A 16,319-nucleotide genomic window follows, 5' to 3' on the forward strand; every position below is an offset into this window, starting at 1 on the left:
TTATTGCCAACGCAGCGAGTGCTTTAGCCATGTTGATGAAACACGTTCGTTTATTGGTATTGACCGAAGATTTGCCCGCTGCTTCATTATCTTTGGCGGAAACGTTGAGTTTTCATCCTGATTTGCGCCCGCCAACGGAAACGCGCTTGGAGACATTGCCGGGGCGTGACTATCGTGAAGTATTTAGTCAAGCGCAGGCGCGTTTAACAAAAATTACCCGTTTAATTCCATTGACCACACCACCAAGATTTGCCGCAGTGCGGGTGATTGAAATAGCGGAATTGCGCACCCTTAATGCGTGGTTAGGCGACATCTGGGAACAAGCATCGCGGTATGAAGAAGAATTACGGCGTTTAGATGATGCCGAGCGTCTCATTAAAGAACAGCAAACGGCGCTCGAAAACTTTGCTGATTTGAATATCGATTTACGCTTATTGCGGAATAAAACGCGCTTTTTAGAATTCCATGTGGGTTTATTGCCGCGTGAACATTTGCGCCAATTAGAAGGTGCGGCAACATTAGCCGGTTATATTCTCTCAACCTATATGCAGCAGGGTGAAAATGCGCATGTAGTTATTGTCGGGCCGGCTGGTGATAAAGAATCGCCATTGGCACCGGTTTTAGCGGCTGCTGGATTTCAAACGCTCCCGATTCCGTTGGAACTGGATCGCAAACCGGCTGAATTACAACAAGATTTTGCCGAGCAGCGCGTCAACCTCGCAGCGCAGCGGCAAACATTGCATCAGCAGCTTCAGCAGTGGGGCGAGCCGTTTCATGCGCAATTGAGCGCGGCGCGTCACACGTTGTTATTAGCAGAACCGTTGGTGACGCTTGATGCGGCGCTGCGCAGTGCCGGTCATTTGGCGCATCTGGCGGGCTGGGTACCAGCGACGGCAGTGGCGACATTAGAGCAGCGATTGCAGCAATCGCTCACGCAACCCTTTGATTTAACAAGCCGCGATCCGCGTCCCGACGAGCGCAAATTGGTGCCGACGGTGCCGATCAAAAGTCGGGTGCTCGCGCCGTTTGCGTTATTGGTGAAACAATATGGAATTCCGGCGTATGGCGAAATTGATCCGACGCCATTATTCGCAGTGACGTTTTTATTGATGTTTGGGATGATGTTTGGCGATGTCGGGCACGGTGCAGTGATTGCATTAGCGGCGATTTGGGCGCGACATAAAATTCCAGATTTTTATTTATTCGGCGTCTTTGCGGGTATTTCTTCAATTGCATTCGGATTCATTTTTGGCAGCATCTTTGGCTATGAAGACGTGTTGCCGGCGTTATGGATGTCGCCATTACATAATCCAATTTTAATGCTGGAGGTAGCATTAGGTTGGGGCATTGCCTTTATTATTGTAGCCTGTTTGCTCGGCATTTATAACCGCTTGGCAATTGGCGATGTGATTGGTGCGGTGTTTGAACGACACGGCGTGGTAAATCTTTTATTCTATCTCGCTTTTTTAGGAGGTGGGTTTGGATTAGCAATCAATGGCGCATTTGGCATTACGGCAACGCTATCGGTGATCGTCACGTTGTTGGCGTTGGCGGTATTCCAATGGCAACATTTGCACGCGCCTACGGGTGAGAAAATTTTAGTGGTGGTTATTGAAACGCTGGATACCATCATCGTTTATCTTTCCAATACGCTATCGTTTTTGCGCGTCTCGGCATTTAGTTTGAATCACGTCGCGCTGGCATTGGCGATTTTCACTTTAGCCGACATGATGGGCAGCTTTGGGCATGTCGTGACGCTCATTCTGGGTAACATCTTTATTCTGGTATTGGAAGGCGGCATCGTGATGATTCAAGTGATGCGGTTGCAATACTATGAAGGCTTCTCGCGTTATTTCTCAGGTGACGGTCATGCGTTTGCGCCGCTGCGTTTACGGCGGGAATCAGTCATCAATTGAGTGATTGAAAAAGCAACTATTCAGCGCAATGAAAGATGCTGATCGTTATCTCAAAATTGTTGCATGGTCGGTTGAAGATGCCTGTTATGTTGGTAGTTGTCCGGGTTTGATGTTTGGTGGTTGTCACGGTGATAATGAGCGACTGGTTTTTGATGAACTGTGTCAAATTGTTGATGAAATCATCGCGCTTTATCATGCCGAACAGCGACCTTTACCACCACCCACTTCGAGTAAAGATGTCGCGTATTTTTTGCAGCAGGTGGCGTAGAAAATAGAGTAACCTTGTCGTTTTATGAATAAAACCCTTGCTATTTATTGACCACTCAACTGGAGCATTACCAATGTATTGGCTTGTTGCACTTATGTCCCTCGCTATTCTGGGTTTAATTATTAGCGGAATCGCGCTTGAATTCCGCCCCGCTATTGCCACCCGTATTCGCAGTTGGTATCGACCTGTAATGAGTACGCAATTGGTCGCTTTTGTGGGCGCACAATTGGGTTTGTTATTCATGGGCGTATCCGATGCAATGGCGCAGGCGGAAACCATTGCTGCCGTGCCAGAAATGTCGGTTGGCATGGGTTTAGCAATTCTCGGCGTCGGCATTCCGACCGGTTTATCGACGATTGGCGCGGGCATCGCGGTCGGCCCAATTGGCGCAGCCTCGCTCGCCGCCGTCATGGAACGCCCCGAGGCGCTCGGACGGACGCTGATCTTTCTCGGCTTGGCCGAAGGCATCGCCATTTACGGGCTGGTGATGAGTATTTTGCTGCTCAATCGCCTCGGTTAGGCGCAAAAACTGATGAACGCGCACGAATCCGGCAGCCCAACCCGTCTGCTTTTCTTCGGCGAGGAACGCCTCGCCGACGGTTTTCGCCTGATTGGTTTTGAAAGTTTCGCCAATCCCGATCCCCGCGAGATTGATCGGCTGCTGCGTGATTTACAGCGTCAGCAAGAACAAGCGTTTGTGGTCGTGGACGAGGCGGTGATGGGACAGGACATTCCACAGTTGCAGCGGGTGCTGCGCGAAGGCGGACGAATTGTCGTCATCGCCGTGCCTGCGCTCAACGCGCCACCCAAGCTCACCAGCGCCGTCGCTGCCCGCCTCGCCGCCTTGTTTGGCGCTGCCACCCTTCAATCCGGCGCAACCGGGGAGCGAGCATGAGTCAAGTTGATGAATTAGAACGGGCAATTTTGTCGCGGGCGGAACGGCTGGCGGGTGAATTCCGCGACCGCGCCGGGCGCAGTCGTGACAACATTTTGCGCGATGCAGCCGAGCGGTTGCGGGGGCGCGAAGCGCGTGAGGAAGCGACCGCTAAAGCCTTGTCTGACCGCATTTTTCGCCAGCAGGTGCAGGCCAGCGAGTTGAAATTGCAAACCCATTTGGATCGGGTGCGCTGGAATCTGGTGCTGGATGTGGAGCGGATGCTGGCTGATCGGATGCGCAATTTTATGGCAGAAGAAGCGGCGTATTTCGCGTGGTTAGAGCGGCTGATTATTGAAGCCGTCACGCTGATTGAAGCGGACGAGATCGTCGTGACCGCCAATGCCACCGATCAGCGCCAGCTCGCTCGCCACTGGTCGCAACTCACCGCGCAGTTGCCAGATGACAAAACCGTCACGCTGGCAGCAGTGGAGTCCGCCCGCGACACGCTCGGCGGCGTGCTGCTGCACAGCGCCGATCAGCGCATCCGCGTCGATCAAACTTTTGAGGGACGTTTGGAGCGGCTGCGCCCGCGCTTGCAGCAGACGATTTTGGAGCGCCTGTTGCCGGGCGGTTTCGAGACGAGTTCACTCTTCACCGGATGATGAAAATATGAGCGAAAACAAGAGAGTTGGCGTCATCCGCGACATTAACGGCCCGATTGTCACCATCGACTTGCCGGGCATTCGCAGCGGTGAGCAGGTCAAAATTGGCGAGCTGGGTTTATTCGGTGAGGTGATTTCGCTCGCCGGGCAGCAGGCGATTGTTCAAACCTACGAATCCACCGACGGGGTGCGCCCCGGTGAGCCAGCGGTGGGTTTGGGTTGGCCGCTGTCGGTGGAACTCGGCCCGGGCTTGATGGGCGGAATTTTCGACGGGGTGCAGCGCCCGCTGTCGAAAATCGCTTTAGAATCCGGCGATTACATTCGGCGCGGTCTCAGCGTTCCGGCGTTAGATCGCGCCAAAGAGTGGGCATTTACGCCCAATCCGGCACTGGAAGCTGGCGCTAAAGTCAGCGCCGGTACGGTGCTCGGTACGGTGCCGGAAACCCACACGGTGCAGCATCGGATTTTGGTGCCGCCGGGCACGGTGGGTGAATTGCTGGAAATCGCGCCAGCGGGCAATTACGACATTGAGGCGACCATCGCTCGCGTCCGCGATCACAAGGGCGTCACCCATCGCTTGAGCATGTATCACCGCTGGCCGGTGCGCAAACCGCGCCCGTATTTGCGCCGCGATGATGGCATTTCGCCGTTGATTACCGGGCAGCGGGTGATTGATACCTTTTTTCCGCAGGTGAAAGGCGGCAAGGGTGCCGTGCCCGGGCCGTTTGGCGCGGGCAAAACGGTGGTGCAACAGCAGATTGCGCGATGGTCAAACGCGGACATCGTGATTTATGTCGGCTGCGGCGAGCGCGGCAACGAGCTGGTGGACGTGCTCGAAACGTTCCCGCAGCTCGATGATCCCTATTCCGGGCATAAATTGATGGAGCGGACGCTGCTGGTTGCCAACACCTCGAATATGCCGGTGGTGGCGCGGGAAGCGTCGGTCTACGTCGGGATGACGATGGCGGAGTATTACCGCGACATGGGTTATGACGTGGTGATGCTGGCCGATTCGACCAGTCGCTGGGCGGAGGCGCTGCGCGAGGTGTCGGGGCGGCTCGGACAGATGCCGGTTGAAGAAGGTTATCCGGCGTATCTGGCCTCGCGGCTGGCGGCGATTTATGAACGCGCCGGGCGGGTGGAAACCTACAGCGCCGGCACTGGCTCGGTGACGTTGATTGGTGCGGTGTCACCGCCAGGCGGCGATTTTTCCGAGCCAGTGACCAGTCACACCAAGGACATCATCGAAACCTTTTGGGCGCTGTCGAAAGAATTGGCGGATGCGCGGCATTACCCGTCGATTGACTGGGTGACGAGCTTTTCCGGTCACGTTCACACTGCCGCGCAGTGGTGGCACAAGGAAGTTGATCCGAATTGGGAACGGCGGCGAGCAACGGCGCTGGCGCTGCTGGCGCGAGATGCGGAATTGTCGCGGATTGTGAATTTGGTGGGGCCGGAGGCGTTATCGAGTGCGCAGCGGTGGGAATTAGAAGGCGCGGCCTTAATTAAAGAAGGCGTGTTGCAACAAAGCGCCTTAGATGACATTGATACGTTTTGTTCTCCCGCCAAACAATACGCGCTGTTAGATTTAGCGATCAGTATTTATAAAAACGGCGAGGCGTTGATTAAACTTGGCGTGCCGGTAACTGAATTGCAAAATCTGCCGCTGTTGGCAAAAATGCGCCGCATTAAATCCATGTACACAAGCGAACAACTCGATCAGATTCAAGCCTTCCGCGCTGAAGTGAATCAAGTGATGGAGTCGATTCGGATTGAATATGCCAAACAGGGTGAGCCGTTGCGGGCATTACAACCGAGTTAAATGCGGTTAATCATCGTAGAATAAAAAACCGCCCCGTTTTGTATCGCAAAACGGGGCGGTTTTTTGAGTGCATTATTATTGATTCAGCGTTGGCAAACAGTCCGCGCCCGCTGTAAATTCAATTGGGCCTAAATCTGGCGGATTGCCGCGTTGTTTGCCACAAAAATCCAGCGCCGCTGGATCAAGCTGTTGCCCGCTGCGAATCACCGCGTCGATGTTTTTCAACCGCAAATCACCGGCGGCGGGATTGGCGAACCAGTCGGCAACCGTGCAGTCGCCCAATACACACACTTCTGAAATCAAGTTGTTAGTGAGTGTCGCTTGTCCACCGTCGCGCTCGCGCACTGCGCCATCCAAAATGTTATTGACTAGCCGCGCCGTGCTGGTCGGAAACCGCACATCAATACCGTAAGTTCCGACCAACAGATTGCCGTCAAGCAATGTATCGGCGGCGCGATTGAGATAAATTCCCACGTCATCTGGGCAATGCAAAATCACGTTATTACGCATGATGCCGCCGCTGTGTTCGGTGTCGCAAACGTCATCTCGACAAAATCCACTTCCCGAACCGCCGCCACCAAATGAAAGTGCAATCCGTAAACCACCAGTGCGCGGTTGCTTGAAATAACACAGCACCAAATTACGCTCAAATACTCCATTTGTAGATGAGCCTTTCATAAAGGCACCATAGCTAATACGATCACCGCCATCTTTGGCAAAATCAGCAATGATATTTGCCCGCACTACCCAACGATCAGCAGTCACCAAGTCAATCAAGGTCACGGGATTGCCAGTTTGGCGCGGCGTGGTATTAAAAATCGTATTGCGCTCAATTAAACCATCATCGGGCGTGAGGATTTTACCGTTATTGGGAAGCCCATTGATTTTGAATGGCGCATTGAAATCAACGATCACATTATTGCGGATAACAGTCTTTCGCGCATTGCCAACAATATGAAACGCATGTTCACATTCAGAATGCGCGGCACACACGCCACGAATGTGCAGATTTTCAATGACCCAATAAGGTTGATCAATTAAAAATCCTTCCAACATCTCCAATTCTAATTGCACTGTGCCGGGCTGGTCGGCGCGAAGTGTGATCGGTGCATCGGCGCGTCCGTCGTGACCGAGTTGCAGGTTGCGCCCCCGCAGTCGATACACGCCCGGCGATACGACGATTTGCTCACCGGCTTGGGCTTGCGCCAGTGCGGCGATCAATTCCGCAGCAGTGCTGACCAAACGTGGCGGGCGCAATTCCACCGGAATTCTGAACGTGCTCATGGCGCTCGGCTGCGGACGACCTTGGGCATCATACGTTTGCGGGCGCAGCGGCAGCTCCGACACGCCGTGCTGCGGCCATTGCTCCAGTTCTGGCAAGGTTTGCAACGGCGGAGCCGCCAATGCGCTTTGCAGCCACGGCCAATCAATATCCCCGCGCTCCAGCGCCAGCCGCAATAATTCACGGGGCGGCAATTTGTGCGTGAGCGAGGTGTGCGCGATCACGACCACGCCCAACGCGGGCACGATGAGCAGTCCTGCCAGCGCCAGCCGTGCCCAAGGTAAAAATGCGGTTGCGGCTGGTGCCGCCTGCAATGTCGCTGGACTGCTGGCAATCAACAGCAGGAAAAAGAACAACATAGCGATGCGCGGGTCGTCGATCAGCGTATCGAACGCGCCCAGCAATAAAAAGCCGCTCAACGCGATCAGCAACATCAGCGCCCAACGATCTCCGTACAACATGCGATCAAATAAGCGACTCAGGCTGACGAGTAACAGCATCACAAACGCTGCCAAGCCGATCAATCCCGTTTCAAACCAGACATGTAAAAAGATGTTTTTAGCGTGCCAGAGTAAGTGGTCGCCGGAGTTAAACAGCCAGTGATCCATGCCAGCCTCAAAATCGCTATTGGCAAATAGGCTGGTGCCGTCCTGCGTGACTAAACGCACATCGTCAATGTCCACCGTTCCCGCCAAGCCGCGATTGAGCAGCAACATGTCAACCGGACGCGAGAATCCCAGCAGGCTGCGCCCAAAATCGTTGAGATCAATGGGCTTGCCGTATTCCGCCCATTCACCAGCTTTTGCAGCATTAAGTGTGATGCCAATCCATTGGCATTCTCCTTTCGCTCGCAAAATGTTCATTTCACACAATTCAATCAACAGCTTATCGGGCGACGTGTGGTTGCTGCGCAGCCGCAGCGACAGCGTCGCCTCGCCCCGCGCTGTTGTTTTGAGGCGCTGGCGCAGAAACAATGAGCCGTTCGCATCGCTGGGTGAAAAGCGCACAAAACGATTATTCGCTTCGTGCTGCACGTCGATTTGTGGAATGTATTGATGGCGCTGATTGATTTCGGCATCACGAAATACTCGCGGAAAGCTGCCGACGCCCTTGCCGAACAGCAAATCAACGACTGAATCATTCAACGCATCAAATACCCGACTCCAATGCGTCAGGCGCGTGTCGAGGTCAGTACGCGATTGCACGAAGCCGCCGCCCACAATCGGCACCGCAATCGCTGCAATCAGCACCGCACCAATCAATGCCCATTTCAACGTTTGACGCGGACGCGCCGCCGTGCCGCGCCGAATCAGGTAATCGCCCACAATTGCCAGCGCGACCATGCCCGCAAATGCCAGATAATTCGCCCGGCTGAAAGTCACGAGAAAGGCGTACAGCGCCAGCATGAACAGCAATAACCCGCCGCTTTGCAGCACACGTCCCCGCGCTACCATAAACAGCGCCGCGATAAATGGCAGCGTGAGCGCCAGAAAACCATCGACTGATGCGCCGCCGAGGTGCATCGCGCTAAATAATCCGGTTGCCCGATACGACTGGCTGAAATCAAAAGGGCCGGTGAAAAACAAGCGTTCCCACACGATGCTCAAACACGCCAGCAGCAATCCCAACACCAAGCCAATGCTCAATAACAGAGCAACTGGGCGCTGGTGCTGGCGCTCGTGTTCAAATAATGCTAACAACAGCCACGCTGCCACCACGCCTTTAACGATCCGCAAACTATTGAATGGGCTGTAATAATGTCCATAATCCGCAGCCAACTCTGCTGCGCCAGCGTAAAAATTGAGGATCACGCCCACCACGTTGGCAGCCAGAAATACGCCCAACGCCAGATAAAACCCGCGCACTGGCGGTGCTGACGACTGCCGCCACATGCCGCGCAGCAACCCCAGCGCCAGCGTCGCTCCCACGATCAAATCGTATTCGCCGCCGTATAAACGTCCCGTCCACAGCGTGAGATCAAGCACCGGCAGCAGCGCCGGTAAAATTACCAGCCATGCGGCGGGATAGCGCCATAACAGCAGGAGATAAACGACTAATCCGGCACCCAGCTCCAGCGGCGCAACCGGCTGGTGCAGCGCCCCCCATCCCACCACTGCCAAGAGCAACGCTCCCGCTACTGCTTGCAGAAACCTGCTGAGGCGAGACATCCTATAATCATTCACACCTGTTTTAACCATTACTGAATCCACAGAATTGATTCACTCATTACATTTTGGAAAGAGGCTTTTGCTATGCGTTCATTAATTATCGCAGTCGTTTTAACGGCGCTCACCAGCACCGCAATTGCGGATGAAATTGGCAGCGTTTCTACCAAATTTAAACTGATGGGCGCAAATGACAAGATCGTCATTGAAGTGTTCCAAGATGAGGCGATTCCCGGCGTGGCCTGTTATCTCAGTCGCGCCAAAACCGGCGGCGTTTCAGGTGCCGTCGGCTTGGCGGAAGATACCTCGGATGCTTCATTGGAATGTCAGCAGGTCGGACCGATTACGCTGCCAGATGATGTGCGTTCAGGAAAACGCAATGCTGAGGATGTATTCAAAAAACGCACGTCGCTATTATTCAAAACTCTGCAAGTTGTGCGTTTTTATGATGCGCCGCGTCATACGCTAGTCTATTTGAGTTATAGCGACCGCGTGATTGAAGGATCACCAAAAAATAGCGTGACGGCAGTGGTGATCCAACCTTGGAACACCCCCACCGCGCCGACACCTGCTCCCGCTGCAACAGGTCAGTAAAGCAGTGACGCGCTGCGGCTTGAACAGTCAATCACGCCACAGCGCCGTGAACCTTCACGATGTCTCGCCAAGATGCGCCTCGAAATAATCCGCCCGCAGCGCGTCGCCAAATGTGGCTAACTGCAACAAAAATTCATCTAAAAATTCGTGTAATCCTTGCTTGAGAATCTGCTCGGCGCTGACTGCGGCGAGATGCGTCCGCAGTGCCTGTAACTGCGCTTGCGCGGTGTTATCCGGCATATAACCCACCCGTTCCAACGCTCGCGCCATACCGTCCACGCAATAGGTCAATGAGCGCGGATAGTTCGGATCAAGCACCACAAATTCGACGACCTCCAGCGGACGAATGCCGCCCTGATATTGCCGCCGATACGTCTCGAAACAGGACAGCGATTTCAGCAACGCGCCCCATTGGTAATAATCCAACGGCGAGCCAACGCGAGTTGAATTGGGCAGCAACAGGTGATAACGCACATCCAAAATTCGCGCCGTCATGTCCGCCCGCTCCAGCAAACTGCCCAGCGCCGTGAAGCCATACGCCTGCCCCCGCATCATCGTGCTCTGGCTCAACCCAAAAAAGGTCGCCACTTCACGATGGACAAAGGCATAAAACTCAGCCGCTCGCCACGGCGGCAGCGTGGTTGCCAGATGCTTATCCGTTTCCAGCCAAAACTGGTTGAGCGTTTCCCACATTGCGTTAGAAATCCGGTCGCGCACCACCCGCGCATTCTCACGGGCGAGCTTCAAACTGTTATACAAACAGCCCGGATTGGTGCGCTCTTGGGTGAGCAGATGAATCACCCGCTGCACCGTCACCCGCCCATCGGGATACAACTGCGCATAATCTGCTTCAGCATTCACAATCGCCAACAGCGGTTGCCACTGCATTTCCTCAGTAGCGTTCTCATCCGCCTCCAGCATGTGTACGACATTAATATCCAGCACCCGAGCGGTGTTATCGACCCGCTCTAAATGACGTGCCATCCAATACAGCGATTCAGCAATTCGACTTAACATCATTGGAATGAGTCAGGGATGACGCACGACCCGCCAGCGAGTCGCGGATTGAAAAGGAGCGCGAGCGCATCGCAATGACTCGCGCTGTTTGGTTCAGGTGTATTCATCGTGTTTTCAGCCTTTAATCAACGCACGCGCTCAACGGTCGGCTAACACCCAAGTATCTTTACTGCCCCCGCCCTGCGAGGAATTCACAACCAACGATCCTTTGGTCATAGCCACCCGCGTCAACCCGCCGGGCACAACCTCAATCTCGCGCCCATAAATCGCAAACGGCCGCAAATCCAGATGCCGCGATTCCAGCTCGCCGTCGAGATAGCACAGATGCCGCGAAATTTGCACCACCGGCTGGGCGATGTAATTGCGCGGATTATCCGTCACCTTGCGGGCAAATTCCGCCCGTTGCGCCACCGTTGACGACGGCCCCATCAACATGCCGTAGCCACCCGACTCCGCCACCGCCTTAATCACCATCGTCTGCATATTATCAAGCACATAAGCGCGATCTTGCGGATTGGTCATTTGATACGTTGGCACACTGGCTAAAACGGGTTCTTCTCCGAGATAATACCGAATTATATCAGGCACATAGCTATAAACCGCCTTATCATCCGCGATGCCCGCGCCCGGCGCGTTTGCAATCGCAACCTGACCGGCCCGCCACGCCGCGATGACGCCAGCGACGCCCAACATCGAATCCGCCCGAAACACCAACGGATCGAGAAAATCATCGTCTACGCGCCGATAAATCACATCGACTTGGCGCAGTCCCTGCGTGGTTTTGAGATAAACCTTATTATTTTTGCACACCAAATCTCGCCCTTCCGCCAATTCCACGCCCATTTCTTTGGCTAAAAAAGTGTGCTCGAAATACGCCGAATTAAAAATCCCCGGCGTCAATACCACAATCACTGCCGCTTCTGCGCCGCGTGGCGATAAATGACGCAACGCCTGCAATAACAATTCGGGATAATGTTCCACCCGCCGTACCCGATATTGCGCAAAAAACTCCGGCAAAATACGGCGCTCAATAATGCGGTTTTCAATCATGTATGACACGCCAGACGGCGTGCGCAAATTGTCTTCCAAAACTAAATACTCACCATCTTCGGCGCGAATCAAATCAATACCGCTGATGTGCGTATAAATATCATGGGGCGGCGTGATCCCTATGATTTCACGGCGAAAATCTTTGCCGTGATAAATTAAATCCGTCGGCACCACTCCATCTTTCAGAATTTGTTGCCCGTGATATAAATCTTTCAAAAAGAGATTCAGCGCCCGAATGCGTTGCTTAATTCCCGCCTCCAATTGCTGCCATTCCGCTGCCGCAATCAAGCGCGGTAAGATGTCAAACGGCCACACCCGTTCGATGCCTTCATTGGTTTCGGAATACACCGTGAAGGTGACGCCCTCGTTGTGCAGCGCCAAATGCGCTTCGCGGGCTTTGGCTCCCAGCATTTGCTGACCGGTCACTTGGATGTGTTCCCACATCGGCAAATAATGATCACGCGGACGGAAATCATCTTGATAAAATTCATGAAACGCAGTTGGCGGTGCCGTTGACGACTCCTGCGCTGGGTGCATTGCACTGGACTGAAACTGTTTGAGCATAAAATCCTCGGTAACCACGCTGGTCGCTGCGCCTCTCGTCTGCGTCAGAGGGTTACACAAAAACTGTGCCAATCACTATTTTTCTTGCCGGATGCGAATGATTGCGCAGTGAAATCGACGGGGCGATTGGGGCGCTTTGAACCAAAAAGTGGAGTGGCGAATGAAATTGCACTATTCGGGTGCGCAGCGCACATTGTGTTATGTCGCCGTGCCTCGCAGAATGTCATCTCTTACCGCACGACAATAACAGCACATTCGCGTCTCATTCTGTATTTTTAATGCGTTATTCTTAACGAACGAGGTAATGATGAATAGAATTTTTTATTCTCGATCACAAACTTTGCTTGCACTGGCTTTAACTGCGGTGATGAGCAGCGGCTGTGTTGAAGAATCCGCAGAACAGCAATTCGCTCATGCGCAAACGGCATTGGGAAAAGGCGAATTAAAAACTGCGATTATCGACTTAAAAAATGTCTTGAAAAAAGATGCGCGACATCAGCAAGCGCGGCTGTTATTGGGACAAGCCTATGTGCGCAGCGGTGACGTTGGGGCGGCTGAACAGGAATTGAAAAAGGCGGTGACGGTCGGCGCAACTGAGATCGACGTGCAGCCTTGGTTGACGTTGGTGCAATTGCAGCAGGGCAAGTTTGCTGAAGTCGCCGCCCAGCAGCCGCTGGCAACCGCGCCGCCGCTGTTGCAAGCGCAGTTACTCGCGCTGCAAGCCGACGCGCTGCAAGCTCTCAAGGATACGGGCGGAGCGGCGGCGAAATTGGCAGAAGCCGTTAAATTGGCTCCTGAATCGGTGCCGGTGTTGTTGGCGTCAGCGCGGTTGCAGGCGACAAATAATCAGATTGACGCGGCGCGGGCGGTGCTCCAGCAGGCGCTGGCGCTGGAACCGAAAAATGCGCAGGTGTTGAGTTTGCTCGGTGAAGTGGAGCGGATGGCGGGGCAATGGAGTGCTGCTGAAGCTGCATTCACAGCAGCCATGTCCGATCCGGCATTTGGGATGCAAGCGCAATTGAATCGGGCGTCCGTGCGTATTCAAGCCAATCAATTGGATACGGCGGCGCAGGATTTGGCGCAATTGCGCGGAAAGCTCAAAAATAATCCGCAGTTTTGTTATCTCGAAGGCTTGTTGCTATACAACCAAAAGAATTACGCCGAGGCGATCACGCAACTTGATGTGGCGCTCGGGTTGCGTCCTGATTTCTTTGCGGCGTTGACGTTGGCGGGCGCGACGCGGTTGGCGCTCAACGATTCGGCATCGGCGCAGGTTCATTTGCAGCGGGCGGTGGCGGCGCAGCCGGACGATCCGACGGCGCAACGGTTATTGGCGACGGCGCTGTTGCAACAAAATGATTTCAGGGAAGCTGAAAAAGTGGTGCGGGTGCTGTTGCAGCGCCAGCCGGATGATGTGGCAGCCAAGGATTTGTTGGCGAGTGCGTTGCTGGGGCAGGGCAAGAGTGATGAAAGCATCACTTATCTGCGGCAGGTGAAAGCGGAGATGCCTGATTCGGCAGCAGCGACTGCGCGTTTGGGCACCGCGCTGCTCAGTGATGGCGATACGCAGGAAGGCGTGCGCGTGTTGCAGGAGGCGTTGAAACAAGACCCCACTTTCCAAAGTGCGACTGAACAATTGGTGTTCGGTGCGCTGCGCTCGGACAAGTTGGATCAGGCGCTGCGCATGGCGCAGGAGTATCAGGCTCAGGAACCCAATTCGGCGCGGGCGCAGACGTTGCTGGGCATGGTGCAGTTGCAACGTCAAGATGCAGCGGCTGCCCGCAGTGCTTTTCAACAGGCGTTGACGTTGGATCCAAAAGACCTCACCGCCAGCAGCGCCTTGGCTGCCTTGGCGATGCAAGACAAAGATTTGAATGGCGCTAACGCGCATCTCAACGCCAGCTTGAAACATCATCCCAACAACGCCCGTTTGCACATCATGTTGGCCAAAATTGCGCTGGCGCAAAATGATCCGCTGCGAGCCAAAACCCATCTGGAGACGGCTTACGAGCGCAATCCCAAACTGCTCGAGCCGCAGTTATATCTTGCCGCGTATTACCTGCAACGCGGCGAACCAGCGCGGGCGCAGGAGATCGCCATCAAAGCTGAGACGGCATTTCCGAATCATCCGGCGGCGCTGGGCGTGGTGGCAGATACGCAGATCGCGTTGCGCCAGTTCGCGCCCGCGCAGATCACGCTCAAACGCTTGCAAGACTTAAAAATCAACGATCCCAAGCTGTATATCGCCCAAGCCATCGCCGCTGCCGGTTTAGGCGAGATCGCGCCCGCCAAGCAAGCCTTGGAACAGGCGTTGAAATTGGATGCGAAATCTGCGATTGCGCTCAATTTGTTGACGCGGCTGGCGCTGGCAGAAAAGGACAGCAATGGCGCTCAACGGCGTTTGCAGCAGTTGAAAACGCAGCTCGGCGCGACCCATCCTGATGTGTTGCTGTTGGAAGGACAGTTGGCGCAGCTCAATGGCAACACGTCAGCCGCCAATAACGCTTTCCAAGCCTTGATGAGCGCGGAAGGCTTCGATGCCAATCTCGACAGTAATACGACGCTTTGGAACGCTGCCGAACAGTTGGTGATTAGTCATTTGCGCAACCAGCAACCAGCGGCAGCATTAGCAGCCGCGCTGGATTTGACCGCCCGCCAACCGCAGTCGGCGCGGGCGCAGGCGCTGTTGGGAATGTTGTATTTGCAAGATAAAAAAACGGATGCGGCGACGACGGCGCTGCGGCGGGCGTTGGAATTGGAGCCGGGCAATGTGACTGCCAGCAATGGTTTGGCGGTGCTGGCGGTGCAAGCGAAAGACCTTGCAGCGGCAAAAGAGTATTACAGCGCCAGCTTGCAACGTCATCCTGATGACATCGGGCTGTTGGTCAATTTGGCGCGGGTGGCGCTGTCACAAAACGAGTTGGCAACGGCACGGCAGTATCTGGAAACAGCCGTGCAGCGGAATCCGCAGCAACTCCAGCCCCGGCTGTATTTGGCGGCATTTCATCTCAAACAGAATGACGCAGAACAGGCGTTGCGGGTGCTCAAGGCGGTGGAAAAGCAATATCCGACCGGAGTTGATCTGCTCGGATTGATTGCTGAGGCGGAGCTGACTTTGAAACGCTACCCAGAAGCGCGAGCTACCTTGGCGCGGTTGGCGACGCTCAATCCCCGTGAAGCGAAGATATGGCTGGCAATCGCGCAGGCTGAAATGGGTTTAGCGCATCCTGATTTGGCACAAAAGGCGTTGGAAGATGCGCTGGCGCTGGATGCGCGATCCATTCCGGCGTTGATTGGTTTGACGCGATTGGCTATGGCGCAAACTCCGCCCGCGCAGGCGCAGGCACGGTTAGCTGCGTTGACCAAGGTTGCTGGTGCCGATCATGCGGATGTGTTGCTGTTGAGCGGCAATGTGGCCGAGCAGGAACAGAATTGGGCAGCAGCGCGGGTGGCGTATCAAAAGCTGCTCCAAACGGCACCCTCGACTGTGGGTGTGCTGGCGCTGACGCGAGTATTGAATCAATTGAAAGAAACGACTGCCGCGCAGCGGGTGCTGACGGAATGGGTGGCAGAACATCCGCAAGATGGTTTGATCCATTTTCAACTCGCGCAGTTATTGATGCTGCAACAGCATATTCCTGAAGCAATTATGCATTTTCGGCATACGCTGGAGAGCAACGCTAAAAATGTGGTGGCATTAAATAATCTGGCGTGGTTATTGCGGGAACAGGAGCCAGAAGCGGCATTGGATTATGCGCAGCAAGCGTATGACCTTGCGCCGAAATCAATAGAAGTTGTTGATACGTTGGCGATGGTGTTGGCGCAAAACGACAAGCTGCGCGAGGCGCGAAACGTCATCAATCGGGCGCTGGAGATTGATCCTGAGAATGGCGCGTTGCTGTTCCATAAAGCCCAGATTTTATTGAAAGATCGGGATACGGCGCTGGCGCTACAGGCATTGGATGTGGCGTTGAGTCGCCAGAAATCTTTTGCAGAACGAGATGCTGCGGAAGCGTTACTCAAGCAATTGCGGCCGTAATACGCTGTTGGTGGTGGCATAAAAAAACCGGGGTAAAAACCCCGGTTTTTATTGAATCACACA

At 54.4% G+C, this 16,319-nt stretch carries 11 protein-coding genes; 8 read left to right on the top strand and 3 right to left on the bottom strand.

Features of this window, described 5'->3' with window-relative positions; all coding sequences use genetic code 11:
* Window positions 1-35: 35 nt before the first annotated feature.
* The 6 genes from CKO12_RS00145 (at window position 36) to CKO12_RS00170 (ending at window position 5,545) form a co-directional block, all read left to right on the top strand.
* Window positions 36-1,916 (top strand): V-type ATP synthase subunit I, encoded by a 1,881-nt coding sequence (locus tag CKO12_RS00145; RefSeq protein WP_420826819.1) that lies wholly within the window; start codon window positions 36-38, stop codon window positions 1,914-1,916.
* A gap of 28 nt (window positions 1,917-1,944) precedes the next feature.
* Window positions 1,945-2,184: a hypothetical protein gene (locus CKO12_RS00150; protein WP_200152711.1), complete on the top strand. Its 240-nt coding sequence runs from the start codon at window positions 1,945-1,947 to the stop codon at window positions 2,182-2,184.
* Window positions 2,185-2,257: 73 nt separating this feature from the next.
* Window positions 2,258-2,704, top strand: coding sequence for an ATP synthase subunit C (locus CKO12_RS00155; protein ID WP_200152712.1), 447 nt, complete (start codon window positions 2,258-2,260; stop codon window positions 2,702-2,704).
* A 12-nt stretch (window positions 2,705-2,716) separates the two neighbouring features.
* A complete protein-coding gene (locus CKO12_RS00160) occupies window positions 2,717-3,079 on the top strand; it encodes a V-type ATP synthase subunit F (RefSeq protein ID WP_200152713.1) in 363 nt (120 codons plus the stop codon).
* Window positions 3,076-3,723, top strand: coding sequence for a V-type ATP synthase subunit E (locus CKO12_RS00165; RefSeq protein WP_200152714.1), 648 nt, complete (start codon window positions 3,076-3,078; stop codon window positions 3,721-3,723). Before CKO12_RS00160 ends, CKO12_RS00165 begins: the two co-directional genes overlap by 4 nt.
* Before the next feature lie 7 nt (window positions 3,724-3,730).
* On the top strand, window positions 3,731-5,545 hold the full coding sequence (locus tag CKO12_RS00170) for a V-type ATP synthase subunit A (RefSeq protein WP_200152715.1): 1,815 nt from the start codon (window positions 3,731-3,733) through the stop codon (window positions 5,543-5,545).
* A 75-nt stretch (window positions 5,546-5,620) separates the two neighbouring features.
* Here the strand turns inward: CKO12_RS00170 and CKO12_RS00175 are convergent, their stop codons facing one another.
* The gene (locus CKO12_RS00175) at window positions 5,621-8,995 is read right to left on the bottom strand and encodes a hypothetical protein (protein WP_200152716.1); all 3,375 of its coding nucleotides are present in this window, start codon (window positions 8,993-8,995) and stop codon (window positions 5,621-5,623) included.
* Between the two features lie 84 nt (window positions 8,996-9,079).
* Between CKO12_RS00175 and CKO12_RS00180 the strand changes: the two genes are divergently transcribed.
* Window positions 9,080-9,586 carry a CreA family protein gene (locus CKO12_RS00180; protein ID WP_200152717.1) on the top strand — a complete coding sequence of 169 codons (507 nt, stop codon included), beginning with the start codon at window positions 9,080-9,082 and terminating at the stop codon, window positions 9,584-9,586.
* Between the two features lie 54 nt (window positions 9,587-9,640).
* Here the strand turns inward: CKO12_RS00180 and CKO12_RS00185 are convergent, their stop codons facing one another.
* Together CKO12_RS00185 and CKO12_RS00190 are read right to left on the bottom strand one after the other, a co-directional pair.
* A complete protein-coding gene (locus tag CKO12_RS00185; protein ID WP_338032671.1) occupies window positions 9,641-10,606 on the bottom strand; it encodes an alpha-E domain-containing protein in 966 nt (321 codons plus the stop codon).
* 135 nt (window positions 10,607-10,741) lie between these two features.
* Entirely contained in the window at window positions 10,742-12,217 is a 1,476-nt protein-coding gene (locus tag CKO12_RS00190; protein ID WP_200152718.1) for a circularly permuted type 2 ATP-grasp protein, read from the bottom strand.
* 340 nt (window positions 12,218-12,557) lie between these two features.
* Between CKO12_RS00190 and prsT the strand changes: the two genes are divergently transcribed.
* Window positions 12,558-16,256, top strand: coding sequence for an XrtA/PEP-CTERM system TPR-repeat protein PrsT (prsT, locus tag CKO12_RS00195; RefSeq protein ID WP_207146190.1), 3,699 nt, complete (start codon window positions 12,558-12,560; stop codon window positions 16,254-16,256).
* Window positions 16,257-16,319: the final 63 nt, after the last annotated feature.

The organism is Chromatium okenii (assembly GCF_016583745.1).
GTDB lineage: Bacteria > Pseudomonadota > Gammaproteobacteria > Chromatiales > Chromatiaceae > Chromatium > Chromatium okenii.

Coding starts and splice junctions, on each gene's coding strand:
- CKO12_RS00145 (WP_420826819.1), top strand. CDS start 36: ATGAAACACGTTCGTTTATTGGTATTGACCGAAGATTTGCCCGCTGCT.
- CKO12_RS00150 (WP_200152711.1), top strand. CDS start 1,945: ATGAAAGATGCTGATCGTTATCTCAAAATTGTTGCATGGTCGGTTGAA.
- CKO12_RS00155 (WP_200152712.1), top strand. CDS start 2,258: ATGTATTGGCTTGTTGCACTTATGTCCCTCGCTATTCTGGGTTTAATT.
- CKO12_RS00160 (WP_200152713.1), top strand. CDS start 2,717: ATGAACGCGCACGAATCCGGCAGCCCAACCCGTCTGCTTTTCTTCGGC.
- CKO12_RS00165 (WP_200152714.1), top strand. CDS start 3,076: ATGAGTCAAGTTGATGAATTAGAACGGGCAATTTTGTCGCGGGCGGAA.
- CKO12_RS00170 (WP_200152715.1), top strand. CDS start 3,731: ATGAGCGAAAACAAGAGAGTTGGCGTCATCCGCGACATTAACGGCCCG.
- CKO12_RS00175 (WP_200152716.1), bottom strand. CDS start 8,995: ATGTCTCGCCTCAGCAGGTTTCTGCAAGCAGTAGCGGGAGCGTTGCTC.
- CKO12_RS00180 (WP_200152717.1), top strand. CDS start 9,080: ATGCGTTCATTAATTATCGCAGTCGTTTTAACGGCGCTCACCAGCACC.
- CKO12_RS00185 (WP_338032671.1), bottom strand. CDS start 10,606: ATGATGTTAAGTCGAATTGCTGAATCGCTGTATTGGATGGCACGTCAT.
- CKO12_RS00190 (WP_200152718.1), bottom strand. CDS start 12,217: ATGCTCAAACAGTTTCAGTCCAGTGCAATGCACCCAGCGCAGGAGTCG.